This is a genomic window from Amaricoccus macauensis, assembly GCF_014201905.1.
Taxonomy (GTDB): domain Bacteria; phylum Pseudomonadota; class Alphaproteobacteria; order Rhodobacterales; family Rhodobacteraceae; genus Amaricoccus; species Amaricoccus macauensis.
Genome location: NZ_JACHFM010000011.1, coordinates 1 through 24,908, shown reverse-complemented (window position 1 = coordinate 24,908; position 24,908 = coordinate 1). Strand labels below are relative to the sequence as shown.

Below are 24,908 nucleotides of genomic sequence, written 5' to 3'. Positions count from 1 at the left end.
AAGTATTGGAATTGTAACCTCACTCGCCTCCGGGTAGATCGATTGCCAATAGGCAATGACCGCATCGGCTGACTTGAGTATCTTTGGCCGTCCCGTGCCAGACAGCTTGATCTGCTGCTCCTCTCCGTCTGGGTATATGCCAAAAACTTCCCAACACATCCGACCGTCCTCATCCCTTTTTGGGGCGAAGCGGAGAGAGCCTCCATCATTTTGTACAAACGATCGGACATAGTTCGTTACGAGCTGCTGCCTGCTTTCCATTCGTTTGGCTCTCGATTTTTGATCGAGAAGCCGTAGGCGAAATTCCGCTGTATTCCAAGCGTGACGATAATCGCCAGATTCGTAGGATGTCAATACTCGAAAATCAGGAATTTTCGAATTTCTGACTTTTCTCTGGCACAGGGTTCGTTTCCGGGCCAAGGTCGAGTCGCTGTCGCGAGCCGCTAGATTCCCTCCGTGAAGCGGGGCCAGCGGTCGTGGCGGCGCCGGAGGCTAACCACAAGATGAAGGAGAGGTTAACAGCCAAGGGTTGAGCGAAAGGGCAATGCCGCTCAGACGGCGATAAACCGCCTAGGCCCTCGACCCAAAAAGAAACCCTCGGAGGCACGAGGTCCACCGAGGGTCGCTAGCCCGAAAGTCTGTCACCTTGCAGGCTAGCGACCCGGTCCACAGCAGGCAAGGAAAAACCGCCCTCCGGCGAATGAGGAGGATTTGCTCTGTCGGACGCCCTCGCACCTCTCGACCGGAGGTCAGGAATGGAGAAAGAGCAGTCCGTCGAACCCCGGCTCCCGCAGGGGGAGCTTCACCGTGTCCTGCGCCTGGCGGCCGTCGCCCATGGCCTGCCCGACGCGGTCCTCGTCACCGGCCACGCGCTGTTGTGCTATGTCCCCAGGGACGCCGACCGGCCGATCTCGCCGGCGCGCGTGCAGGACCTCGCCGACGAGCGCGGCTGCGATCCGCGCACCATCCGCGGTCACATCCGCCGGCTCGAGGCCTACGGCCTGGTGGTCGACCGTTCCGCCGGCGGAGGTCGCCGGATGATCCAGCGCCGGCGCGGCCGCATCGTCGTCCTGCAAGGCATCGACTTCTCGCCGATGCTCGCGGCCGTCGAAAGGATCGAACACGCCGCGGTCGAGGCGGAAATCGAGCTCGACGAGCGGCGGCGGCTGGCCGCCCGGGTTTCCGAGTTGAAGCGGCAGCTACGCGGGCTCGTCGCGATCGGAGGCGACCTGGCGCTTCGCGCGACCGCTGCCCTTGACGTCTGCCCAGGCCGCCACCGCGGACTTCCTCTTCGGGACCTCGCGGCCCTGGTCGGTCGGCTCGAGGCCGCGATCATGGTGCTGGCGGACGACAGCGAGGATGCCGGCGGTCGGATCTTTTCGTCCGACCGAACCGACGAAATCGTCCGACCCAACACCACAGAGAAGGGTGAGATTTCTGTCTGTAGACCGAACAGAAGCCGGAGCGACGCCGGGGCCGACGCGCTTCGTCACATCACCCTCGACATGCTGGCGGCGGCGCTTCCGGTCGACTGGCGCATCCGCATCGAGAAAAGCGACGGCGCCGTGAGCTGGGCGAGCGTGACCGCTGCTGCCTATGAGCGCGCAGCCGAGATCGGCATCGCCGACGCGATATGGGCCGAAGCTCAGGCCGAGCTCGGCCGGGCCGGCGCCGCGGTCCTGGTGCTGCTCGCTGACGCCGGCAGTATCGAGCGCCGAGGCGCCATTCGCAGTCCAGCGGCATGGGTCCGGGCGATGTCCGCACGCGCCGAGACTGGCTCGCTTCGCCTCAGCCGGAACCTGTTCGGCCTCCTGCACCGGACTCGGGGGACCGACGGCCCCTGCCCCACCCCCATCGTGCCCCCTCATTTCCAGACCTGGAGGAACCCGTCATGTCTCGTCTCCTGACCCTTGGCTGCCTCGCCGTCACTGCGCTCGGAGGCGCGGTAACGTTCGCCCCCCTGCCCTCCGCCGCGGCGGACTACGACATCGACTGTGCCGTCATCCTCTGCATGGCGGCGGGGTTTCCGAGCGAGCCATCCGGAACCTGCAGCGACGCCTACGACTACATGATCGACCGCATCACCGACCGGCCGCCGGAGCCGCCCTTCGACACCTGCACGATGAGCGACGGCTCGGCCTATGACGCCGCCGAGGTCGCATTCGCTCGGCCGTCCCGCCAGTCTCGCGTCGGCTGGATCTGCCCCGAGCCAGCGCCAATGACGTTCGACGAGACCGCCGACTACACCTTCGCCAGGCCGAGTTGCTACCCCGACGCCGAGTACATCCCTTCGGTCTTCGAGGGGGGCACCTGGTTCCTGGGGGCGCCGGTGGCAGCGGAGCGTGTCGCCTTCCGGTTCCAGATCACCATTCCGACCGGCGTCGGCGGTGAGCCCTACGTCTCGCCGGTCTTTCTCTCCAACCCCGACACTGGCTTCTCGCTGACCCTGACCCCTGAGGAGCTGACCGAAATCGCGGAGCAGCCGACGATCACGCTGGGCAGCACCCCGTGAAACGGTGGGTTCTGGCGCTGGGGATCACCTTAGGGGCGGCAGGCTCGACCGCTGCCCAGGAAGCCTGCCTGCGGCCTGTGCCGCCGGAGGAGGTCAAGCCCCCAGCGGATGATCGCGAGTTCCGCGACTTCCTGAACCAGGAGTATCAGGCGTACCTGCTGGCCATGCAGGACTATCTGAACTGCCTCGGCCGGGAGCACGAGAGCGCCACCAAGGAGGTCAACCAGATCATGGCGCGGTGGATGCTCTGGTTCGGGGATGACGCCAAGATCTACTCCGACAGTCGGGAACCAGCGCGGCCTTGAAATTCATCCCTTCGGGATGGGCGGAAAGCTCATTCGCTCACTGTAGCACTGCAGCTCCAGATAGGATTTCTTCCTCTAACTCATTGCGCTGAGAGCAAAAACACCCCATCTCCCGGGCTTATTGAGCCACGGGATAACAGGCAAATGGGTGTTGCAGACGATTTCCGGCGATTTCGAGGTAAGTACATCATTGGCACGGATTTGATGGCCTCCATCGGAGGCAGATATCGCCGGATCACTCGACGCCTTAACAGGGATTTTTGGGACAGCGAGTCAGAGCACGATCACAGCCGCTATGTGGGGTCGTACGGCCGCGACACAGCCGCGAAGGGAGTCAGTGACCTCGATGTTGCGTTTCGGCTACCCGGCGATCTGTACTACAAATACGACGCGTACCAGTCCAACGGCCAATCGGCGCTCCTGCAGGCTGTCAAAAATTCTCTCCTGACGACCTTTCAATCGAGCAAGATCGGCGGTGACGGCCAAGTCGTCGTCCTTACGTTCGATGATGGCATCCAGTTTGAAATCCTGCCCGTGTTCAACAACAAGGCCGGGACATGGACTTATCCAGATTCTAACGGGGGCGGGAGCTGGAAGACCTGCAATCCGCAAGCCGAGATCGCAGCCGTGAGCGTCAGGAACGCCGCCGTCAACGGCAACCTCAAAGCTTTGTGCCGTATGATGAGGATCTGGCGGGACCACAACTCCGTTCCGATGTCGGGCGCGCTGATCGACGCCCTCGCCTACCAGTTCCTCGAAAACTGGGAGCATCGCGCCGAGTCATTCCTCTACCACGACTACATGGCGCGGGATTTCCTGAAATTTATCAACGACCAAGACAAAGACAAAGCGTACTGGCGCATGCCCGGAAGCGGATCGTATGTCTATCGCAAGGGTCCGTTCGGCTACCATGCCGGTGTGGACCACAAGTATGCGGTCCTGGCGTGCGGTCTTCAGGGCGAAGAGAATGGACCGGCGCGCCGTGCCCATTGGAGGACCGTCTTTGGCAACACCTTCCCAGTTTGATCCTCGCTACCAGCTCGAGAGCCAGGTCCGGGAATGCTACGGGCGTTGCGCCTACACCCATAAGACCCACGAGAAGATGGCCGAACGCTTCGACGGCTACCAGTGGTGGTTGAAGTGGGGAAACATCGTCCTCTCCGCCTTGATCACCGGCGGCGCGGTCGGTGCGTTGTTCGATGCAACTTCCCCTTTCGGAAAGTACGCGGGCTACGTGGGAATCGCGACGGCCGCTCTCGCCATCCTCAGCCTGATTTTCAACTCCTGCATCAAAGAGTTCGACCCCGGCGCGCTGGCCCAGAAGCACCGAGAGACCGCCTCAAGCATATGGAACGTGCGGGAATCCTATCTCAGTCTGATCACGGACACCTTAGACGAAGAATTCCCCCTGGACGCGCTCAGAGAGCGCAGGGATGCCCTTCAGGAAAAGCTCCACGAGATATACTCCACTGCCCCCTTCACCGACGGTACGGCCTACGGCAAGGCTCAGGACGGCATCAAAAACAAAGAAGACCTGACCTTCAGCGAGAAAGAGCTCGATCTGATGCTACCTTCCACGCTGCGCAGAGCCGGCCGACTGGCGATCACCGATGCCAGCTAACCAAGCCGCGCAGAACCAGCACTACGTCCCCAAGTTCATCCTGCGCAACTTCCTCGCCGATACGAAGGGGCAGCGGGTCCATGTCTTCCGAAAGCCCACCCAGAAGGGCTTTACGACGTCGATCGACAACATCATGGCCGAACGGCGCTTCCACGAATTTCACATTGAAGACAATCTAATAGCGAGCTTCGAAGGCGCGGTTTGCGATATCGAGAACGCTCTTCTACCGACCTATCGCGCCGTTCTCGAGCGGGGAACACTGGACGGATCGCCGGAGGAAAAGGTCAACCTGATCAGCTTCATCGCCTTCCAATTCGTCCGCACCAGGGCGCAGCGGGACTTATTCCGAGACCTGCAGATTCAGCTCGATGACCGTTTGGGTCCGGAGGTTGTCGAAGGTCTCGACCTTGGACCACAGACTGAAGAGGAGCGGGTGCTCCAGCACCTCCGGTTCATGGAGGAAGCAACCCCCGGATTCGTCGCTGCCATGATGGACAAAGACCTGGCGCTGATGAAGGCACCGAAGGGCCGGAGCTTCTACCTCTCCGACAACCCCGTCGTTCTCCACAATGACAAGGGCAAGGACAGCTTCTACGGCAACCTCGGCCTCGCCGTCGAAGGCATCCAGATTTATCTCCCGCTCTCGGCCGAGCTGATGCTGTGCGCCTGGTGCCCTACCCTGATGGCTGGGATGAAAGAACAGCACGCGGTCGATAAGCGCAGATTGGCATCGGTGATGCTGGCGCCTTTCATGGGTAAGATTCCCGCCAACGATTACCTGCAGAAGCAACTCGACAAGCTACGCCCTATTCTGAAATTCAGAGAGGCGTGGATCAAGCATGTCGCCGACGGTACCCCCATGGTCCTGAACACGGACAACATGGATTTCCACAACTCCCTCCAGGTCATGTCCGCCAGTCAACACGTCGTCTGCAAATATGCCGATTTTGCTCTGGCGACGCGGTTCATGAAAGAGAACCCTAACGACAAAGGGTTCCGCTTTAGGGTCAATTAGCCGGGGCCGCCCGGATAATCTCGATATCCACCACATGCCCGCTGTCCTTTATGGCGCACACATCTGTGGATCGGCACCGTGGATTTTTTGCTCTGAGCCCTGAAAACTGGGCCACCTCCGCTTCTGGAAATCCGGCTACGCTTGAACGGCCGGGAGAAGGAGCGGAGGAGCGATGAAGGCGAGCAGGTTTTCGGATGCCCAGAAGGCGTTCATCCTAACCAGCTGCCGCTGCCGGGCAGGCTTCAGAGCTTTCGCCGGACGACATCCTGCAACATCTCCCGGTCGGGGCTGAGTTCGGCCACCAGCTTCTTCAGTCGCGCGTTTTCGTCCTCGAGCGCGATCCTAGCTTGCGGGACCTCGCTTCCGACAAAAGCTGACAAAGTGGCGATCCGGATCCTTAACCTTGATTCCTTTCGTTGTAACCCATGCACGCCATTCCCGCTCAAGATGGTAGATATCCCATCCCGGCGCATATGTCCGGGCCGCAGCTATGGTTTCAACAGCAAGCCGCAGGTGAGAGTTCGGCTCCGTCTGTCCTCCTGCAATCTCAACAACAACGTCCTTACGCTTAACTAAGATATTTTCCCCATCAACGATAAACTTATAGTCAGGCATATGATCATGCTGAGCATCATCATCTATAATGATTCCCAGCATTCTTCGGAACTCCTTTTCACTAGATGCCGACCCACATTTCTCAGCTAGATTTCGAACGCCTATGCGCCATTCCATCTGCGCACCACAATGCTTTCTCGCGAGCTCATAGAGACGTCGTTCCAAAGGCTTTCTAAGCAGAAAATATTGACGGTTGAGGGTCAGAATGTGATTATTTTCTATTGCGTCGAACACCCAGTCGGAAAGAGTGATCTCAACATCGAGCATTCGCCCATCCCGGGTTTCCCGGACAATTTCAGCGGATTCGATCAAGCCAAATACCTTGAAGTACTCCTTTCCCCCTTGCCGTAGATTTGTTTCGATCTGAGTGCCTTGCAAACGTCTAAGAGCATCCTTCAGAAGCTCATAACCGCGACCAGACGTCTGGCGATTTGTCGCAACAAGCAAGTCATAGGCCTTGAACCGCATCGTTCGCTGAACCTTCCGGCCATCGTTCAACGCCGCCATGCATTGGCTGATACAGTAAATCAGGACGTCCCGGTCGTGGACCGTCGCCGTCCCGTAGCGAGAGGGCGACACCTCAATCCAGTTTCCACCCCGCTCATATCGCCGCGGACGCATGTCCGGCTTCGTCGACAGCGAAAAGACAGGGTGCTCCATCGAGGACATGTCGCCTTTCGGCACCGCATCGACGATGTCGCACACGAACAGATCACGCTGCGGATGACGGTCCGGGAGCAAGGGAGATCGATCGGTCGTCACTTCGCTGGCTCTCCTTTCGCGGAACCGTTCGTCACTTCACCCACCAGGACTATCGTCACTTCACCCACCACCAGTCAAGAATGTTCGTCACTTCACCCACCGACTGCGCCACCACCAAGCTGTGGATAACTCGCACCGGATTCGTCACTTCACCCACTAGGCCATCGTCACTTCACCCACCAAACTTCGTCACTTCACACACCGATTTTCGTCATTTCACCCACCGAAACGCCTTCCATTCCGCGAATCTCCCTACCTTATCCGTGGGTTATCCAACAGCCCCTAGGCCGTAACGACTCTCTAACAGAATCTTAACGGACTCTAACTCCTCAACTGTTAGCCCAAGCACTCCGACACTAGCTCCGAAAAGCCCCCCTTTCCTGAGAACCCTTCCGACAATCCGGAAATCGCCGCTGGCGATCGAGATGATCTTCGGCCAGGACGGAGGATCGACAGGCTGAAGCCCGCTCACCCCCGCCCTGACGACTTTGCCATACCTGACGTCCGCCCAGCATCCGGGCGACCGCGCGTCAACCGGCAAGCGGCGGCCAGAGCCGCCGGCTCCGACGCCCCCGTGTCCTCGCCTCCGGCTGCGGGCCGCGCCACAGGGCGCCTCCGCCCGGTTGACCCGCTGTCGCCCGGCCGCGGGTCGGGCAGCGCCCTCCCCGCTCTGCCCACCCGGAAATGCGGGGTGCATTTCCGGTCGGCAGACCGGGACGGCTCCGCCCAAAGCGGACCGAAGGACAGAGACCTCGGCCGCTCCACCACGAAGGAGAGACCAGCCATGATGGTTGTCGAACAGGTGTCGTTTGCGGACCTCTACATCCACCCCCTGAACCCGAGGCTCGACCCGCCGCAGGCCGAGATCGACGCGCTCGCCGCGAACATCCGTGAGCTGGGTCTGATCCAGAACCTCGCAGGCCTCCGCTGCGACGGTGGCAAGGTCGGCGTCATCGCCGGCGGCCGGCGGCTTCGTGCCCTCGCGCAGCTGCAGGACGACGCGCGGTTCGCGACGGTGCCGGTCAAGCTCGCCGACGACGAGGCGACGGCGGCAGTGTGGGCGGCTGCCGAGAACAGCCTGCGTTCGGCGCTGCACCCGGCCGACGAAATCCACGAATACGCCATGCTCCGCGAGAAGGGCGTCGGTGAGGCCGCGATCGCCATCGCCTTCGGCGTCACCAAGGCCCACGTGAAGCGCCGGCTGCGGCTGGCCGGGCTTCCCGAGCCGGTCCTGGCCGCGCTCCGCGCCGACAGGATCGGCCTGACCGAGGCGGCGGTCTTCGTGCTCTGCGATGACCCGGCGCGGATCGAGGAGGTTCTCACGCAGATCGGCGGGCATCCCGGCCGCTATTCCGAGGACAGCATCAAGCGGCTGTTGAAAGCCGGGGCAGTGCGAGACACTGACCGCCGCGCCCGCTTCGTCGGGGTTCCGGCCTACCGAGAGGCGGGTGGCAGGATATCCACCGATCTCTTCGGCGGTGAGGTCTATCTCGACGACGTCGACATCCTCGACGCTTGCTTTGCGGCTCGCTTCGCCGAGCTTGCCGAGGAAACCCGCGCCCGCGACGGCTGGAAGTGGGTGCAGACCAGCACCGAGAGTTCGGCGTGGGGGATCTCGGACCAGCTCGACGCCATCACCCTCTACCCCGCCGAGGGGGCGCTGACCGAGGAGGAGACCGCGTGGCACGCCGAGCTCGCCCTTCGCGCCGAGGGAGACGGCCTCGACCTGGCGGAGGCCGAGGAACTTGACCGGCTGACCGCGATCCTCGACGGGGACTATACCCCGGAGCAGAAGCGACAGGCCGGTGTCGTTCTCTACCTCGACTATGGCGGCGAGCTTCGCGCGACCCACGCCATGGTGCTGCCGGGCGACCAGCCTGCGGCGGCCGAGGCCGGGATTATCAAGCGCGCTCTGGTGGCGGAGGCCGACGCGGCGCCGGAGGCGGCCCAGGACGACGCTCCGCGGCTCTCCGAGGCGTTGAAACAGGACCTGCGGGCAGTCCGTCGCGGGGCGCGTCAGCACGCCGCCCTGCAGCAGCCCGACCTGCTGGTCGACCTGCTCGCCTTCCACCTGCAGTCGAATGTCGGCCGGGCCTTCTCCCTGCACCGCTACGCGGTGAACGTGACGCCGACCACGGAGACCGGCTATGCGCCCGATCCGCGCCTGCTCGACACCGAGGCCGGGCGGAGCAACGCCACCGATCTCGCCAAGGCGTTCCGGGCCTTCCGCAAGCGCGGGGCCGAGCATGTCCGCGAAGTCCTGACGCTGGAGCTGGCCCGCCTGTTCGACCCGTCCGACTACGGCAACGACATGCTGGCGCCGGTCTTCGACAAGCTCGCCAAGGTCGAGCCGCGGGCGGTCTGGACCCCGACCACCGAGAACTTCTTCAAGCGCGCGCCGGGCGGCTATCTCGACGCGCTGTGGTGCGAGCTGCGCGGCATCGAGGCCGACTGCACCGAGGCCCGGACCTTCGCCAAGGCGAAGAAGGGCGAGAAGTGCGCCCGCCTCGAAACCCTGTTCCAGCCGGAGACGGAGATGCCGGCCGACCAGCGCGCCCGCGTGGCGGGGTGGCTGCCGCCCGAGATGTTCTGAGCGTGGTGGCCGGCGGGGTCTGTCCCGCCGGCCGCTCCCCCTGCCCCATAGCTCCGAGGAGCACGCCGCCGATGATCGACTTCACCGCCTGGTCGCATCCGGTCCTCGCCGTCGCCTGCCCGAGCTGTGGCCGGAGGGCCGGCGTCATGTGCCGCCGCCCCTCCGGCCACAAGGCCGCCGACTTCCACGCCCGCCGCAAGGCCGAGGCCGATCGTCATTTCATTGATCGGCACGGCGCCGACGCCAGCATCGAGCGCACCGGGGACGGGTGGCGGATCGACCAACAAGGCCGGCTTCGGAAGGGCGAAGCGCCCTGAGGCTGCCGCCGGCGGCGCTTCGCTATGCTGCGCGCCGCCTGTTATCCTCGCGTCGACCAAGCTTAAGATTCCGGTCGCGCGCCGGCCCTTGGTCATCCCCCCGACCGGGCGGGTCCGGCCCTTTCCTCGTGGTGGAGGAAAAACTCGCCCCGCCTTACGGCTGGGCATTCTTTTTTTGAAACAGAAGGTTGCAGGCGTATTCTGCGGCTGACTGCGAGGATGTGGAGCTCAGGAGCTCCGCCGCATCGTCGCGTCAGGCGCGGATCATCTGACCGCGGCGCTGGCTCCAGCGCTCGAGGAGCAGGGCGCGTTCGAACACGTCCGCCTGCTTGAACCGCTGGTAGCGGTCAGCCGCGAGCCGGGCGACGAGGTCGGCCCGAACCCTTTCGCGAAAGTCCTCGGGTTCCGCCTCGATCGCTTTCAGAGCGGCGTCGAGGCCCTTGTAGCCGTGGTGCCAGATCATCGCCTCGGCCGTGACCACGGCGCTCCGATACTGCCGCAGCCGCTCCACGGCGATGCGACACCTCTCCAGGAATGTCTGCGACACGCCCCCGCCCCTGATAGTCCCCCGGGCGACGATCGGTCGAATCGGGCCCGCGGTGCAATGGTGGCGAGCGCTCTTGGTGAAGCGCGTCACGGCTCCTGCTTCTCCTCGCGGACCTCGTCCGGGAAGCTGTCGGCGACGAAGAGGATGAGGGCGGTGATGGCGCCGGTGACCAGGCCGAGCGGCCAGTAGGAGGTGGCGATCGCCAGCCCGAGCGCGCCGGTGATCCAGATCGCCGCCGCGGCCTTGATGCCCTTCACGTCGAAGCCGCTCTTGAAGATCACCGCGCCGCCGAGAAAGCCGATTCCGGAGAGAAAGCCCTGCAGCGTCCGGCTGACCGATGCCGGGTCTACGTCGGCCAGGTGGCGCGCGAGGAGCATGTAGGTCGTGCTGCCGATGCTGATCAGCATCATGCCGGCGATGCCGATCGCCTTGTGATGAACCCGGCGCTCGAAGCCGATGACGGCGCCGAGGACCCCCGCCGCGCAGAGGCGGAGGAAGATGTCGAGCGCCTCGAGTTGCACGTCCCGCATCCGTTCGGCTCCCGGCGGAGTCCATCACCGGGTAACTGCCTGACGCCACCGCCGTTCCTGCGCGCTTCGACGGCGAGGCCCCGCCGCGATCGTCTCCTGGTCGACCATGGCGCATGCCTTCGACGGTCGTCGAGGTTCAGGCGACCGCCTTCTTCCTGGTTCGCCCCCTCGGGGCCGCGGCAGGCTCGGGCGCGCGAGGCTTGCGGCCGAGCCCGATCTTCTTCGCGAGCTCCTGGCGCTTCGCGGCGTAGGTCGGGGCGACCATCGGGTAGTCGGGCTTCAGGCCCCACTTCGCCCGGTATTCCTCAGGCGTCATGCCGTAGGCGGTCATCAGGTGCCGCTTCAGCATCTTCAGCTTCTTCCCGTCCTCGAGGCAGACGATGTAGTCGTCCGTCACCGAGCGCTTGATCGGCACCGCCGGCGTCAGAGTTTCCGGGAGTGGCTTCTCGTCGGTCGAGAGCTCGGTGAGCTTGGCGAAGACCGCGCCGATCACGTCAGGCACCGTGCCGGTGTCGAGGGCGTTGTTCCCGACATAGGCCGAGACGATCTCGGCCGTGAGGGCGAGAAGCTCGTTGCGGTCGATCGAAGTCTCGTTGTCCATCGCTTTCCTGCTTGTCGCGTTTCGTCTCGCTCCACGCTCTTGCCGGTAAGTCGAGACGCCCGTCGGATCAATAGAACAATTTTGCCGAGGCCCATTTCTGGATGATTTCCCGCTGTGGACTTGGTGACGTTCGCGCGAGAGCGGGCATTGACGCGCTTCGAGATCTGAAGTGGGCACGGAGCTAGAGATCTCGCTAGAATGAAATGATTCTCTTTCCCAGCATGCTTCCCCACGATGAGTATAAATGCCGCCTCCCGCCGCTGCCACGATCACCATCCGCGCAACACTTGAGATGCTGGAGGGTCCGAAGCGCGAGATCGCCGAGGGCGTTGCCAACGATCAGTATACATTCTGGCTGGGCTCGGGCATCTCCAGGGAGCGCATGCCAGATCTGCGCGACCTCGCAAAGCGCGTGCTGGTGACGCTTCAGTGTCGCATCGATCAGGCCAACGCCGGCTGCCGCTTTCGTAAGGCCCTCGCCACGGTCGTCGCGCTTGCGAATCCAAGCGAGGCCGAATGGGCTGGTATCGACTATGCTCAGGCGCCTGACCAATGGCCGGACTTTGACGCGCTCGCCATCCGTTTGGTCAACAATTACGCTCGGATGCTCAACGTTACGGTCGATGGAGAGGCGGCAGATTACTTACTCTGGGACGTGCTTGGGGCGGCCACCATCTACTCCAATCCCACGGTCGAACCTGATGCCGAGCATCTTTGCCTTGCGGCACTCGCAATCGAAGGTGTTGCCTCCGAGTTGCCGTCGGCGAACTGGGATCCTCTGGTGGAGCGTGCCGTCATACTCTTGGCGGGCGCTCAGCCTATCCTTCGCGTTGTGGTCGCGCCCAATGATGTTCGACAGGGCCGCAGGCGCGCAAACCTCTACAAGTTTCACGGCTGTGCGCAGGCGGCGCGTGACAATCCCGCGGACTTCCGCGCACTTCTTGTCGCCCGGCAGAACCAGATCAACGGCTGGGTCGCCAATAACCCGGTGATGGGGCCGTTCCTAACCAATCTGATCGTGACCAAGCCAACTCTGATGCTCGGTCTGTCGGCACAGGACTCAAATATTCAGGGCCTATTCGCTGCGGCGCAAGCGCAGATGGCTTGGCGTTGGCCTTCCCATCCGCCAGCCTATGCATTTTCGGAGAACGCGCTTGGGGGTGACCAAGAAAGCCTACTCCAGAACGTTTACCATCGCGACTACGTACCGGCGAACCGGCCGGAGATGGAGACAGAGGCGCTCGTACAGGCCTATGCCAAGCCGTTGTTGCTTTCCCTGCTTCTCTACGTTCTCACATCGAAGCTGAAGATGCTCGTCGGGCACGGAGTAGCCGGTCTAGCAGACGCCGACCGGGACAAACTACATGGTGGCCTTGTCCATGCGCGGAATGCCATCGCTGATGCGCTGTCTCCGACCGCAGAGGCAGTGATTGAGCTACTCCGACATTCCGGACGAACGATCTCGATGTTGCGCGAAGGAACACTCCCAGATCCGGCCAATGGCCTCTATGCTCCGATTTCGCCGGATCCTCTTGATCGCATGCCTGCGGACCCAACTCTTTCTGGAAGCGGCGTCTGCCAGTTTGCCATTGCTTCGGGATTAATCGGCCTCGGTCTCGAACGGGGCATGTGGACCGCGAGCAAGGCAGACATCGATGCTACCGCGTCGGGAGCACTCGTGCTTGTCGGGCGCAGTGGCCCCGCCAAGGTCTACTTCGCGTCCAACCCGCGTGCCGCTATCCAACTGGGGATCAACGGTCTAATCGCTAAGGACGACGCCGTGATCATCCATAGCCATGAGAACCCTCCCGCCATGCCGCGCTACCCGCGACGCGCGCCCGGTCGAACAGGCCTTCCGGCAACGCGGGAGGTCAGCATGGTAGAACTTCTAGCGGGTGGGACCAACGTCGAGGATCTCCTCGAGCGCTTTCGTAGTAAGGTGGCATTATGACGGCGGCGGTTCCCGCGGAGCGGGTGGCGGACCTCCTTGTGAGCGCAGGCTATAGGCGGATCCCGTCGCCTTTGCAGATGGCAGGCCTCGACTTCGACGTAGCTGGTGCATTCGTTGGCGTTGGTCACTCAGCCGATCTCGTAGTCATCGGGGATATGGCTGCAGTTGGCGAGCGAAAGGTTCTCCAGCAAATCGAGGGCATCGCCCGAGCGCTTGACGTTATGCGGTCGCACCGCCCGCTCACGACGGTGATTGTCGGTCCGCGACCTGTCGGCAAAACCCTCGAGGCTCTCGCGCAAGTCGGCCGCATCCTGCCAGTGGGGGAGGCAATTGATCCGGACGATCTCATAGACAGGTTAGCGGTCCTGCTGCCCCTGAGATTACCGGAGACGCTTTATGCGGATCACGATCTGGGTGCCGGCGAGGTTCTCACGTTACCCAACAACCCTCTCGCAGCCGAACTCGTCGATGCCTCTAAGCTTGGCGAAGAGGAGGTTCGAACCCGCTTCCACGCCGCATTGAACGCGATCCTCGGCCCTGATCCCCACACAGACGAGGAATCACTGGGATGACCCGCTTGAAGTCGCTCTGTGTAAGAGACTTCCGCAGCATCGACGGCGAGGTCAACGTCTCGCTGGATGCTCCGATTGTTCTCATCCACGGTCCGAATGGAGCAGGCAAAACCAGCCTTCTCTCCGCCATTGAGCTGGCGCTCACTGGCGCGGTGCCGTCGCTGTCGCGCGCGGATCCCGACTATCTCGCCTATCTGCCGCACAAGGGCAGGCCGTTTGGCGAAGTCCGGCTTGAGGTTGCCGAAGCCGATGGGCTGGTCCGGAAGGCGGAAATCCGGATCACGACCAGTGAGATTACCGGAACCCCTATCCTTGTCGGCCCCGATGCCGGTTTCTTCAGTGAGCGGAGCTATCTCGCGCAATCTACCCTCGGCCGATTGCTGGAGATCTACCAGTACACCGAGAAGAAGTCGGATTCTCCTCTCACGCGTTTCGTGAAGGAATTGCTTGGCCTTGACCGCATGGAGGCGCTCATCGGTGGTCTGTACACTGCCGGAAACATCGCTCGCCTGAAGGGGCCCGTCCCCAGCTACGCGCAGATCCGCGACAGCATTCCCGCTAGAGAGCGGGAGATCGAAGTCTTCCTGCAGAAAGAGGTCGACGCGGCTACACTCATTAACACGCTGGAGGGGCAGTTGCGCGAACGGCTGGCGATGATTGATCCATCACTACTCGACGCTATGGGGGACCTGAACGACCTTGCCCGCCGGCTAGCGGTCGATGCTGAAGATTCCGAGCTGACCGACCTCATCCGGGCGAAGCGCGAGGTAGAGGTTTCGCAGGAGAGCTGGACATCGATCGCAAATTCGCCCGGCGCTGCCGGGCGAACCAGCATCGAAGCGAACCGTCAAGCTGCGAGCGCGGCCCTGCAGACTTGGACGGGCCAACATGGCGAACGCATCGAGGCACTGCTCGGGCGCGCTGCCGCATTCTTTGCCGATGTCTCGGTGTCCAGCGAATCCCACTATGTCGAGCGTGCCCAGGTGCTCGGCGCGCGCATTGAGGCTGATCTCGACCGGGTGCAACGCGTGCTCGCGGCCCATGAATCTGCACTCCATCGCCGCGATGATCTTGCTCGTCAGCTCGGCGAAGCGCGTGCTCGCCTCGTCCGGATCGACGAGGAGATCGCAGCCTCAGCTGCGACGAATGAATCTGCCGCCAGAGCGCTCTCCAATCTCAACGCCCACATACACGACGAAATTTGCCCCGTCTGCGATCGTGACTTCTCGGAAGTTTCCAGGACGCCGCTCTCTGCTCATGTCGCTGCCAAGATAGCCGCGGTCGTGGAGCAGGCTGGCCGCCTGCAGGCGCTTACTCAGGGCCGAAGTCAAAATAACGCCGAGGTAGTGCGGTTCGATCGGGAGTGGCAGGCTGCCAACAGCACGCTGCTCGCCGAGGCAGAGCTCAGTGCGCTCAAGACACGCGCAGCCAACCTGACCGAGGTCGCGCGCCAACTCATCGACACTCTGTCACAAATGCAGGAGGGGGACCAACTGCGCTCGGAGAGCGCCCGCGCTGCGCAGACGTTCCTAACGCTGCAGAACGCGGATCAATCGGCAATCGTGCTCCGCAGCGGCCTCGACGATCTGGCGCGGCGGCTTAGGGTCAGGGACGCGGCCGGGGATGACATCCCGACCGTACAGCTTCTACAAAGCATTAGGTCTGCAATCGAGCAACGTGAAGCTGCCCTAACTCAGCGCCAGAGTATCCGCCGGTCGGTCGGCGAGACAGTGACTTCCCTTGCGGCCGCGCGAGACAATCGCGCCAGTTTGCAGGCGCAGCAGCGAGCGGCCGAGGGCGAGCTTACTCAGTTGAAAGGGCAGAAGGCCGAAGCCGACAAGGTTATCGACCTCGCCAAGGATTTGGCGAGACAAACGCGTGAAGCTCGCGGCCGAGTCGTCCGAAGAGTGTTCAACGATCAGCTGAACATGGTTTGGCGCGACCTTTTCGTTCGGCTTGCGCCTGAGGAGCCGTTCATTCCCGCCTTTGCCATTCCGGATTCTGCGGGGGCGGACATCGAGGCGGTACTTGAAACTCATCACAGGCGTGGTGGCAAGGGCGGCAATCCGCGCGCTATGCTGAGCGCCGGTAATCTCAATACAGCAGCGCTCACTCTCTTCCTCGCCCTCCACCTATCGGTGCCAGCTAGGCTCCCGCTGCTTGTGGTGGACGACCCCGTTCAAAGCATGGATGAGGTCCATATCTCCCAGTTCGCAGCCTTGCTGCGGACTCTTTCCAAGCAGATGCAGCGGCAGGTTGTTATTGCCGTCCATGAGCGGTCACTATTCGATTATTTGACACTAGAGCTTAGCCCAGCATTTGAGGGAGATCGCCTCAACATCATCGAATTGGGCCGGAACTCGATTGGCCAAACTACAAGCCGCTGGGATCCAAGGCTCTACGTCGCCGATCGGGCGGTTGCTTAACTGTAGAGGGCATGACCCTTTCACCTGACTAAGGTTCTCAGCTATCGGGCAGCTCCAACTTTGGCAGGCCCCGGACGATCTTCATCGTCTCAAGGCTGACGGTGATCACGCGCTGGAAGAGCTCCAGCGGGTAGGCGGGATCGCCCACAGTCTCGATTGCATAGCGGTTGGCGTCGTTGACGATCCCGCTGTCCTTATCGGTCTTCACGACCTGCCGCTCCATCACCCACTCCAGCGCGGGCTTCCCGTTGACCACGTATTCGTAGGCTTCGAGCGGTACGTCCTGCATCGTGATGTCGGCGTTGTAGATGACCGTTGACTTGTCGATGCCGCCGCGTATGCCGCCAAACTTCATCTTTGTGACCCGGTAGAAGGCCTCGGGGTTCTTGACGACCCAGGTGCGGGGATCGCCCTGCTTGTAGTTCACCGGGTAGGGGCCCACCGTCTCGTAGTTGACGTGGAGATCGCCAAGGCGCCGCCCGGCGTCGGAGAATGCGCGGAAGTCGGCGTAGGTCTTCACGCCAGGGATGCGGGGCAGTTCCTTGGTCAGGTTGTCGGCGAAGCGGTCGCGGTAGTCTCGGGAATGCAGCAGGCCGTAGACGTAGTAGAAGATGTCCTCTTTGGTAATTGCCTCGCCTGGGTAGGCCGCCTCGAAATAGGCCAGCCCGGCATCGGTGATCGCGTCACGGCGCTTGGGACCGGAAGACCGGCTTCGGAAGAGGCCCTCGGACTCTTCACCCTGCGGTTCGTAGAGGTAGAGCGGGAAGTATTGTGCTCCGTCTCGATCAGCGGCATGCAACGCCGGAACTCTATTCGACATGAGAACCGAAAATGCTCCGCGAAAGCCTGGTCCGGGAAGACCAATGACCAAGTTCTCTGCCATGCCGTCTTCGAAGACCTGCGACATCTGGCCGGTGCGCTCGTTTAGCCGAGGACCGAAGAAGAGCCACTCATGGTCGAATGGCCTGTAGAGGCTCTCGATGAAGGTGCCATCTGAACTGGACAGAGGCAGGTTGCGAGCTGCGTCCCGCTTGAGACCGACAGTCCAGCTTATCTTCGAACCGTCGAACGTCAGGTGATCCTCGAGCTTTCCGGGCAGACCACTGACCCGGGCACGCTCAACGTTATAGATGTCAATCATCTTATCGATATTACTCTTAAGTGAATGCTTAGAGTAATTGTATGCCCATGCATCCCTACCTGTGGCTACGCCGAGGGAATACACCGAAAATAGATTCGGATCAGATTTACATTTCTTGTCGCCTATTATAATAAACTTGTCGAAGTTGGTGTCGCGCTGGTTCAGCCAGTCGTTCTGATCGTCAGGATTGATAGCCTGCCAGCCATCCGACTTTCTGATGCCGCTGACTGCGCCGAAGTCGCGGATGATGGTCAGCTTCTGCTTCTGGTCCAGGTAGTCACCGATGTCGTGGAAGAAGATACGGCCATGCTCCGCCGCGTCGGGGTTCTTGACAAAGACGCTGATGGCAATGGGCGCTCGGCTACCCGACCCGAAGATCTTGCCGCCCTCCTTGCGTGATCGCTCTCCGCTGGTGCGCTGATTACCGCGAAGGTGAAAGACGTAGAGGTCGGTGAACTCCTTTGCCAGGCACGCCCGCATCCCGTCCGCGCCGGTGCCTTCGATCCAACCGGCGTTGGTGACGTAAGCCACGATCCCGGCTTCTCCAATCCGATCGGAAGCCCAGCGGATGGCCCGAATGTAGCTGTCGTACAGCTTTCGTTTCAGACTCGAAGCAGTGTGGGCGGCGTAGGTGTCTCTGATGCGACTATCGAGCTGCGGGTAACTGACATTCTCGTTGTTGTCGTCGACAGTCTCCTGCCCCACGGAATAAGGCGGGTTTCCGACAATCACCCGAATGTCGGTCGCCTTCTGCTTCCTTCTGCGCTCGGAATTGTCCGGCATGTAGTGCGAGATCAGGTCATCGCTCTCGTACATCTGAAAGGTGTCGGTGAGGCAGATGCCCTCGAAGGGCACGTAGTCGCCGTCCATGATACCGTGGTAGACCGCCTCGATGTTGATGGCCGCGATGTAGTATGCCAGCAGTACGATCTCGTTGGCGTGGAGCTCCTCCCGGTACTTCCGCTCCATCTCCTCGGGGCCGATCAGGCCCGACTGCAGCAACCGGGTGATGAAGGTTCCGGTGCCGACGAAGGGGTCGATGATGTGGACGCCTTTCGAGCCGAGCGTCTGGCCGAAATGCTCCAGGAGCATCTCGTTGACCGAGTGGATGATGAAGTCGACGATCTCGACGGGGGTGTAGACAATCCCCAGCTTCTCAGTTGTGCGCGGGAAGGCCTTGCGGAAAAACTTGTCGTAGAGTTCGACGATCAGGCGCTGCTTGGCCTGGGGATCGGTGATGCCCGTGGCGCGCATCCGGACGCTGGCGTAGAATTTTTCGAGGTCCTTCGACTCCTTGTCGAGGTTGGCCTCGTCGAGCACGTCCAGGACGCGCTGCATGGCGCGCGAGACGGGGTTCTCGCTGGTGAACTGGTGACCCTCGAACAGCACCTCGAAGACGGGCCGCGTGATGATGTGCTGCGCCAGCATCTCGATCGCGTCGGCCTCGGTGATCGAGTCATTCAGGTCGTCGCGGAGCTCGCCGAGGAATCCGTCAAAGGCGACGCGCGCGGCCGTGCCGGGTTCCTTCAGAATGCCGGTCAGACGGGTAATGTGGTTCTTGGCGATCTCGGCGATGTTGGTCGCCCAATCTTCCCAATAATCACGCGTCCCGCATTTCTTGACGATCTTGGCCATGATCGCGCGGGAGAACTCGTCGACAGAGAAGGACAGTTCGCCCTGCTGTGGGGCGGTGCTGTCGCCGTCGCTGCCACGTGCACCGCAGCCGCTGGTGCCGATCCCTGACCCCCGCTTCTTCGCCCGCGTGGGGAGGTCGTGAACGGTGGCCGTCACCGCCTTCAGTTCTTCGGAATCGGCGGTGACCCCGATGATCTCGATGGATCCGCTCACGTCCTGGCCGAGCAAGGCTTTGTTGATCGTGGCGTCGAAGCGGTCATCGTGGGCGCGGAGCGCGTTCAGGATTTGCCAGACGACCCGGTATTTCTCGTTATCGCTCAGGGCCTGCTCGGGCGGCACTCCTGCGGGAACGCCGACGGGTAGGATGACGTAGCCCATCTTCTTGCCTTCGGCGCGTCGCATGACGCGACCGACGGATTGCACCACATCGATCTGGCTCTTGCGCGGATGCAGGAACATGATCGCGTCGAGAGCGGGCACGTCCACGCCCTCGGAGAGACAGCGGGCATTGGTCAGGATGCGGCAGACGTTCTCGCCAGTTTCGCTCTTCAGCCAGTCCAGAAGCACACCGCGCCGCTTGGCGTTGAAGGTGCCGTCGACGTGCTCGATCTCGCACCGGAGCTGGCCGGCCGCTTCCTCGTCATCGTCATCGATAAGGTCGTCAGTGCCCAGGAACTCGTTCACGACGGCGGCGAACTCGTCGCGGATCAGCTTCGAGCTGCGGATGTCCTTGCAGAAGGCGACGGCGCGCTTCATCGGCAGCGGGTCGGCCGCGACGTCGAGTTTCATGTCAGCCTTGGTGAGGGCCTTGTAGCAGCCGACAATCTTGGTCGCGTCGTCGAGCACGAGCTCACTCGTGCCGTCGCCCAGCCGCTTCTGCACGGCGGCGCTGACAAGTCCTTCGTCCATCGCCAGGACGACCACCTTGTAGTCGCTCAGAAGGCTGTTCTGCACGGCCCATGAGAAGCCGCGATAGAAGAGGGTTTCCCCAAACAGGGCCTCATCGTCCATCGAGGCTAGGATTGCATCGGCTTCCTCCGCCCGGGCTTTCACGCTGTCCCCGAAGATGCGCGGGGTCGCGGTCATGTAGAGGCGCTTCTTGCCCCGGATGGTCGCGTCCGAGTGGACCTTCACAAAATTGGACTCATCCTCTCCCGCGAGGGTCGCGCCGGTCGTCCGGTGCGCCTCGTCGCAGACGATCAGGTCGAACGCGGGGAGGCCGTGCGTCTTCTGCGCGTCGGCGATCACCTGAATGGATTGGTAGGTGGCGAAGACAACGGTGAGCTCGTCCGGCGCAGCGACTTTGGCGCGGAAGGTCAGCCTGGCGGCGTCGGTGGTGGCGGGAAAAGCGAGGTCGAGTATGTCGATTTCGGCGATGTCGTCGCTGTTCTGGCGGCGTTTCCCAACCTGACTGTCAGAGCAGACGGCAAAGGAGCGTAGAGGGATTTCCGCGTCGGCGGTCCACTCGCGCACGGTCTGCGACATCAGAGCCAGGGAAGGGACGAGATAGAGGACGCTGCCCCCCTTCCCTACCAAGTCCTCGGCGATCTTCAGGCTCGTGAACGTCTTGCCGGTGCCGCAGGCCATGATCATCTTGCCCCGGTCGGCCTGGGCTAGGCCATTCCGGACATCCCGCAGGGCGTCGCTCTGATGGGGGCGGAGCTTCTTCTTTTCGGCTAGGACAATCTCGTCTTTCGCCGCGAACACCTCCCATTGGATGGGGCTTTCCTGAAGATCGAGCAGGCCGATCCGGATGGCGGGAATCGCCTGGCCTCGGATCATCGTTTCGGCGTTCTCGCTCCACTCCTTCTGGGTGGTGTCGATGATCACGCGCCGCTTGAACGGGTCCTTGCCCGATGCAGAGATGAAGCTGTCGATGTCCTCTTTGCGAATGCGGTGGTCCGGGTCGTAGAATTTGCACTGGATCGCCGCATAGCCGTGTTCGTGCCGGAGCTTGGCGACAAGATCGATCCCGGTGTCGCGGCCATCCCAGCCGTTCTTCTTGGCCCACTCAGCATACGTCCAGATGCCGTCATACTGCTCCACCTGGATGGGGTCATGCTCCAGGAATGCAATCGTCAGCCGCTCGAAATACGTGCCCTTCTCACGCTCTGTCCGCGCCGCCGATCTATACTGGGCCAAAAGTGCCTGAAGGGGGTGGAGGCGCTTTTCCTCGGCGGTCGCCGCCGGATGCGCTACAGAACGGTTCATGGGCTCGCCTCACGGTTTTTCGCTCATCATAACCGTCGATTGGCAACATGGCACCCGGTATGGTGCCGGAGCGAGTACCACTCAATGTGTGCGACCATGCCGCGCCAAGGCGGCGAAGGCAGCCTCGGTTCCCGGCAATGGGATGCGGTCGTCCCTCACGCGAAAGGCGCGATGGGTGTTTGAGTAGCGGCCGACGCCGACCGCGTTACTTGTCGTCGACCTAGGCAATCTTATGTGCTAGGATGTGTACATCCCAGCACAGGGCCACCATGTCCACTTCCGCTACCATGACCATCCGGATCGCCACCGACACGAAGCGCAAACTGGAGCGTCTCGCGGCCGATACCCGGCGCAGCAAGTCCTTTCTCGCCGCCGAGGCGGTCGCGGCCTACGTCGAGCGCGAGCTCGCGATCATCGACGGCGTTCAGCGCGGGCTCGCCGATGTCGAAGCCGGTCGCGTCGTTCCGCATGACGCCGCGATGGACGAGGTCCAGGCCGTGATCGACGCGGCGAAGAGTGGTAAGGCGTGACGCTCACCAAGCGACCGCGGAAGGCGCCGGGCCGCCCGGGGACCGCCCCCGAAGCGAAAGCGGCCGACTCCGGCACGCCGATCCCGATCGGCGCGCTCGAGCAGCACGTCGCGATCGTCGGTCGCACCGGCAGTGGCAAGAGCTACGCCGCCCGCGGCGCCGTCGAAGCGCTGCTCGAGGCTGGCCGCCAGGTTGTCGTCCTCGATCCGACCGGCGTCTGGTGGGGGTTGCGGGCTGGCGCCGACGGTGGGCCCGGCTTCCCCGTCCCGGTGATCGGCGGCGACCGCGCCGACGTCGCGCTGCCGGCCGAGGCCGGCGCGGCGCTTGCGGAACTCCTCGTCGCGCGCCGACAGTCGGCGGTAGTCGACACCAGCGGCTTCACCATGGGCGAGCGGCGGCGCTTCTATGGCGCCTTTCTCGCCGGCCTGCATCACGAGAACCGCGCGGCGCTGCACCTCGTCGTCGACGAGGCCGACGAGCTCGCGCCCCAGCGTCCCCTTCCCGACCAGACAACCGTGCTGCACGAGATGGATCGGATCGTCCGCCGCGGCCGCGCGCGGGGCTTCCGGGTGCTGATGATCACGCAGCGGCCCGCGGTGCTGCACAAGGATGTCCTGAGCCAGGCCGGCTGCCTGCTCGCCATGCAGCTCACCGCGGCGCAGGACCGGGCGGCGATCGGCGCCTGGATCGAGGGTCAGGCCGACCGCGCCGAGGCGAAGGCCTTGCTCGCGTCACTCCCTCAGCTCCGCACCGGCGAGGGCTGGCTCTGGTGGCCGCACGCCGGACCGCCGGTCCAGCAACGCTTCCCGCGGATCCGGACCCTCGACACCGGCAGCACGCCGGCCCACGGCGAGGAAACGGCCGAGGCGCCGCTCTCCGACGCGGGCCTCGATCTCGAGGCCCTGCGCACGGCGCTGGCGGCACCGGTAGCCGACAAGCCCCGCCGGGACGACGGCAAGGCGCTGACGGCGCTGTGCGCCGAACGCGATCGGCTGGAGCGCGAGCGCGACCAGGCCCTCGCCGAGCTCGGGGCCTGCCGGGCCGCCATCCGCGCGGCGGCTGGCGCCCTCGCGCCCCTCGCCGGGGAGATCTGCATTTCGCCCACCCTTCGGCCGGCGGAGGAGGAGGCTCCCGTGCCCGTGACCGTGGCCCCCGCCCCGTGCGAGAAGGCTCGGTCGGCCGCCCGCCGCGGCCGCGGCGAGGGCGCCGAGCTGCGCATCCTCCGGGTGCTGGTGGCGCACGGACGGCCGGCGACGATGCGCCAGTGGGCGACCCTCGCCGGGCTCTCCGCCAAGGGCGGCACCTGGTCGACCTACGTCTCGCGCTTGCGCACCAGTGGCTACCCCGGCGCCGGTGTCGGCGGCACCTGGTTCGTGAACGAGGCCGGACGAGCTGCCGCCGGCGAGGTCGGGCCGCCGCCGAGCAGCGAGGAGCTCGTCGGCCGGTGGTGCGAGGCCGTCGGCGCCGGCGGCGCCGGGCGCATGCTGGCGGTGCTGGCCGGACGATACCCGGCCACGGTCGACCGCGAGGCCCTGGCCGAGGAGGTCGGCCTTGCCGCCTCCGGCGGCACCTTCAGCACCTATCTCTCGCGGCTGGTCTCGAACGGCCTGGCGACCCGGTTGCCGGAGGGCATCCGCGCTGCGGGCGAGCTCTTCCCGGCCGGGAGCGAGGCACGGTGACGCGAGCGGTAGAGTGGTCCCGCGACGCCCTCGACGACCTGAAAGCCCAGATCGCCTTCATCGCTGCCGAGAACCCCGCCGCGGCACAGCGCGTCGCCGATCGCCTGCGCGCCACCGGCGACGTCCTCGGCGAAATGCCGACCGGGCGGCCGGGCCGGGTCGCCGGAACCTACGAGAAGTCGGTAACGGGCTTACGCTACATCATCGCCTACGTGCTGACGCGGCGCGGCGACCGGGAGATCGTCTCGATCCTTCGGGTGATCCACACCGCCCGCGACTGGCCCGACGAGCAGTGGCCGCGGTAGCGCGGTCGCGATCCCCCGAAACGAAGACAGCCTGCCCCCCTCGCGGAGGAACAGGCTGCCTCATTTCCGTCGGCGGTCATCGCCGTCCCCGGCTGTACCGCGAGCGGAATCTTAGAACAGGAATCCGGGGGATTCCAGCGCTGTATGCCGGATTTCTCGTGTCTTCTCCGATCCGAGCGCGCGCGGAAGGAATAGCATTTTATGCGCCATATGTGTTATAGGCTGCTCCGACCAGGAGGCTGACGATGAACGTGTCGATCGGGAAGCGCTGGGAAGAGTTCGTCGAGGGTGTCGTACAGGACGGCCGCTACGGCTCGGCGAGCGAGGTGGTACGCGAAGGCCTCCGCTTGGTCGAGGAGCGCGAGGCAAAGCTGGCGGCGCTGCGCCAGACGATCGAGGCGTCGATCGCCGAGGGCGGGGCGCGGAGCCAGGACGAGGTGAGCGCCGCCCTGTCGGCGAAGGCGCAGGCGCTGGCGAGCGAAGGACTGTAGTGCGCCGTCTCGTCTATCTCGCGGCCGCGGAGCGCGATCTCCTGTCGATCCTCGAGTACATCGCCCGCGAGAGCGGCAGCGATCGGCCTCGCCCTTCACGGAGCGGCTTCAGGGCCAGTGCGCCAGGCTGGCGTCGCTCCCCGGCATGCTCGGCCGCGCCCGTCCCGAACTTCGGCCCGACGTCCGTAGCTTTCCCTTCGGAAACTACGTGATCTTCTTCCGCTACCGCGACGGCGCTCTGGAGGTGGTCAACGTCCTGGAGGGCCACCGCGACATCGATGCCTTCTTCAGCAAGAGCGCGCCGCCGGAGGAATAGGGCGCCTCACAAGGTCGCTGGCACCACGGTGTCTTCCTTCTCGCCGCGCAGCACGATCCTGAGGGCGCCGTCCGACAGCGGCCGTTGCAGCGCCTTCGCCTCGCTCCACGGCGCCGAGAGCCAGGTCTCCCATTCCGTCGGCTCGGTCAGGATCGCCGGCATCGCCTTGGGGTGAACGGCGCGGACCTCGGCGTTCGGCGTGGTGGTCAGGAAACCGAAGAGGTCCGCCGTCA

21 protein-coding genes and 2 pseudogenes are annotated in these 24,908 nt (G+C 63.5%); 16 read left to right on the top strand and 7 right to left on the bottom strand.

Going from position 1 to position 24,908, the window contains the following annotated elements; genetic code table 11:
* Window positions 1-755 precede the first annotated feature (755 nt).
* From repC to HNP73_RS22485, 6 genes are all read left to right on the top strand, one after another.
* The gene (repC, locus tag HNP73_RS22510) at window positions 756-1,907 is read left to right on the top strand and encodes a replication initiation protein RepC (protein WP_184155588.1); all 1,152 of its coding nucleotides are present in this window, start codon (window positions 756-758) and stop codon (window positions 1,905-1,907) included.
* The gene (locus tag HNP73_RS22505) at window positions 1,892-2,512 is read left to right on the top strand and encodes a hypothetical protein (RefSeq protein WP_184155585.1); all 621 of its coding nucleotides are present in this window, start codon (window positions 1,892-1,894) and stop codon (window positions 2,510-2,512) included. Before repC ends, HNP73_RS22505 begins: the two co-directional genes overlap by 16 nt.
* Window positions 2,509-2,817: a hypothetical protein gene (locus HNP73_RS22500; RefSeq protein WP_184155582.1), complete on the top strand. Its 309-nt coding sequence runs from the start codon at window positions 2,509-2,511 to the stop codon at window positions 2,815-2,817. The genes HNP73_RS22505 and HNP73_RS22500 overlap by 4 nt, the downstream gene beginning before the upstream one ends.
* Window positions 2,818-2,961: 144 nt before the next feature.
* Complete coding sequence (locus HNP73_RS22495; protein ID WP_184155579.1) at window positions 2,962-3,843, top strand: nucleotidyltransferase; 882 nt, start codon at window positions 2,962-2,964, stop codon at window positions 3,841-3,843.
* Window positions 3,728-4,438, top strand: coding sequence for an SLATT domain-containing protein (locus HNP73_RS22490; RefSeq protein ID WP_425486654.1), 711 nt, complete (start codon window positions 3,728-3,730; stop codon window positions 4,436-4,438). The genes HNP73_RS22495 and HNP73_RS22490 overlap by 116 nt, the downstream gene beginning before the upstream one ends.
* Window positions 4,428-5,453 (top strand): DUF4238 domain-containing protein, encoded by a 1,026-nt coding sequence (locus HNP73_RS22485; protein ID WP_184155573.1) that lies wholly within the window; start codon window positions 4,428-4,430, stop codon window positions 5,451-5,453. Before HNP73_RS22490 ends, HNP73_RS22485 begins: the two co-directional genes overlap by 11 nt.
* Window positions 5,454-5,651: 198 nt before the next feature.
* Here HNP73_RS22485 and HNP73_RS22480 read toward each other — a convergent pair.
* A pseudogene (locus HNP73_RS22480) lies at window positions 5,652-5,788 on the bottom strand (IS3 family transposase); the annotation flags it as partial.
* Window positions 5,789-5,795: 7 nt separating this feature from the next.
* Window positions 5,796-6,830 (bottom strand): replication initiator protein A, encoded by a 1,035-nt coding sequence (locus HNP73_RS22475; RefSeq protein ID WP_343063438.1) that lies wholly within the window; start codon window positions 6,828-6,830, stop codon window positions 5,796-5,798.
* 784 nt (window positions 6,831-7,614) lie between these two features.
* Between HNP73_RS22475 and HNP73_RS22470 the strand changes: the two genes are divergently transcribed.
* Window positions 7,615-9,423 carry a ParB/RepB/Spo0J family partition protein gene (locus tag HNP73_RS22470; protein WP_184155570.1) on the top strand — a complete coding sequence of 603 codons (1,809 nt, stop codon included), beginning with the start codon at window positions 7,615-7,617 and terminating at the stop codon, window positions 9,421-9,423.
* A gap of 71 nt (window positions 9,424-9,494) precedes the next feature.
* Window positions 9,495-9,740, top strand: coding sequence for a zinc finger domain-containing protein (locus HNP73_RS22465; protein WP_184155567.1), 246 nt, complete (start codon window positions 9,495-9,497; stop codon window positions 9,738-9,740).
* Window positions 9,741-9,993: 253 nt separating this feature from the next.
* On the opposite strand, the gene HNP73_RS22460 is transcribed toward HNP73_RS22465, so the two are convergent.
* The 3 genes from HNP73_RS22460 to HNP73_RS22450 all read right to left on the bottom strand — a co-directional run bounded on the left by HNP73_RS22460 (window position 9,994) and on the right by HNP73_RS22450 (window position 11,418).
* A complete protein-coding gene (locus HNP73_RS22460) occupies window positions 9,994-10,287 on the bottom strand; it encodes a hypothetical protein (RefSeq protein WP_184155564.1) in 294 nt (97 codons plus the stop codon).
* Window positions 10,288-10,373: 86 nt separating this feature from the next.
* Window positions 10,374-10,817, bottom strand: a complete 444-nt coding sequence (locus HNP73_RS22455) for an MgtC/SapB family protein (protein ID WP_184155561.1) — start codon at window positions 10,815-10,817, stop codon at window positions 10,374-10,376.
* Between the two features lie 136 nt (window positions 10,818-10,953).
* Window positions 10,954-11,418, bottom strand: coding sequence for a Ros/MucR family transcriptional regulator (locus HNP73_RS22450; protein ID WP_184155558.1), 465 nt, complete (start codon window positions 11,416-11,418; stop codon window positions 10,954-10,956).
* A gap of 244 nt (window positions 11,419-11,662) precedes the next feature.
* On the opposite strand from HNP73_RS22450, the gene HNP73_RS22445 reads away from it, so the two are divergent.
* Genes HNP73_RS22445 through HNP73_RS22435 form a run of 3 tightly spaced genes read left to right on the top strand, consistent with a single transcriptional unit; the run spans window position 11,663 to window position 16,367 of the window.
* The gene (locus HNP73_RS22445) at window positions 11,663-13,369 is read left to right on the top strand and encodes an SIR2 family protein (protein WP_184155555.1); all 1,707 of its coding nucleotides are present in this window, start codon (window positions 11,663-11,665) and stop codon (window positions 13,367-13,369) included.
* Entirely contained in the window at window positions 13,366-13,941 is a 576-nt protein-coding gene (locus tag HNP73_RS22440; protein ID WP_184155552.1) for a hypothetical protein, read from the top strand. The genes HNP73_RS22445 and HNP73_RS22440 overlap by 4 nt, the downstream gene beginning before the upstream one ends.
* Window positions 13,938-16,367 carry an AAA family ATPase gene (locus HNP73_RS22435; protein WP_184155549.1) on the top strand — a complete coding sequence of 810 codons (2,430 nt, stop codon included), beginning with the start codon at window positions 13,938-13,940 and terminating at the stop codon, window positions 16,365-16,367. Before HNP73_RS22440 ends, HNP73_RS22435 begins: the two co-directional genes overlap by 4 nt.
* 37 nt (window positions 16,368-16,404) lie before the next feature.
* Here HNP73_RS22435 and HNP73_RS22430 read toward each other — a convergent pair whose 3' ends face one another.
* Complete coding sequence (locus tag HNP73_RS22430) at window positions 16,405-21,354, bottom strand: DEAD/DEAH box helicase (RefSeq protein ID WP_184155545.1); 4,950 nt, start codon at window positions 21,352-21,354, stop codon at window positions 16,405-16,407.
* Between the two features lie 269 nt (window positions 21,355-21,623).
* On the opposite strand from HNP73_RS22430, the gene HNP73_RS22425 reads away from it, so the two are divergent.
* The 5 genes from HNP73_RS22425 (at window position 21,624) to HNP73_RS22975 (ending at window position 24,675) form a co-directional block, all read left to right on the top strand.
* Entirely contained in the window at window positions 21,624-21,884 is a 261-nt protein-coding gene (locus tag HNP73_RS22425; RefSeq protein WP_184155542.1) for a CopG family ribbon-helix-helix protein, read from the top strand.
* Entirely contained in the window at window positions 21,881-23,563 is a 1,683-nt protein-coding gene (locus HNP73_RS24035; RefSeq protein WP_184155539.1) for a helicase HerA domain-containing protein, read from the top strand. Before HNP73_RS22425 ends, HNP73_RS24035 begins: the two co-directional genes overlap by 4 nt.
* Window positions 23,560-23,868 (top strand): type II toxin-antitoxin system RelE/ParE family toxin, encoded by a 309-nt coding sequence (locus HNP73_RS24030; RefSeq protein ID WP_184155536.1) that lies wholly within the window; start codon window positions 23,560-23,562, stop codon window positions 23,866-23,868. Before HNP73_RS24035 ends, HNP73_RS24030 begins: the two co-directional genes overlap by 4 nt.
* A 245-nt stretch (window positions 23,869-24,113) precedes the next feature.
* Window positions 24,114-24,359: a type II toxin-antitoxin system ParD family antitoxin gene (locus HNP73_RS22410; protein ID WP_184155533.1), complete on the top strand. Its 246-nt coding sequence runs from the start codon at window positions 24,114-24,116 to the stop codon at window positions 24,357-24,359.
* Between the two features lie 127 nt (window positions 24,360-24,486).
* On the top strand, window positions 24,487-24,675 hold the full coding sequence (locus HNP73_RS22975; protein WP_221289052.1) for a type II toxin-antitoxin system RelE/ParE family toxin: 189 nt from the start codon (window positions 24,487-24,489) through the stop codon (window positions 24,673-24,675).
* A gap of 6 nt (window positions 24,676-24,681) precedes the next feature.
* On the opposite strand, the pseudogene HNP73_RS22400 reads toward HNP73_RS22975, so the two are convergent.
* Window positions 24,682-24,908: pseudogene (locus HNP73_RS22400) on the bottom strand (SOS response-associated peptidase); the annotation flags it as partial.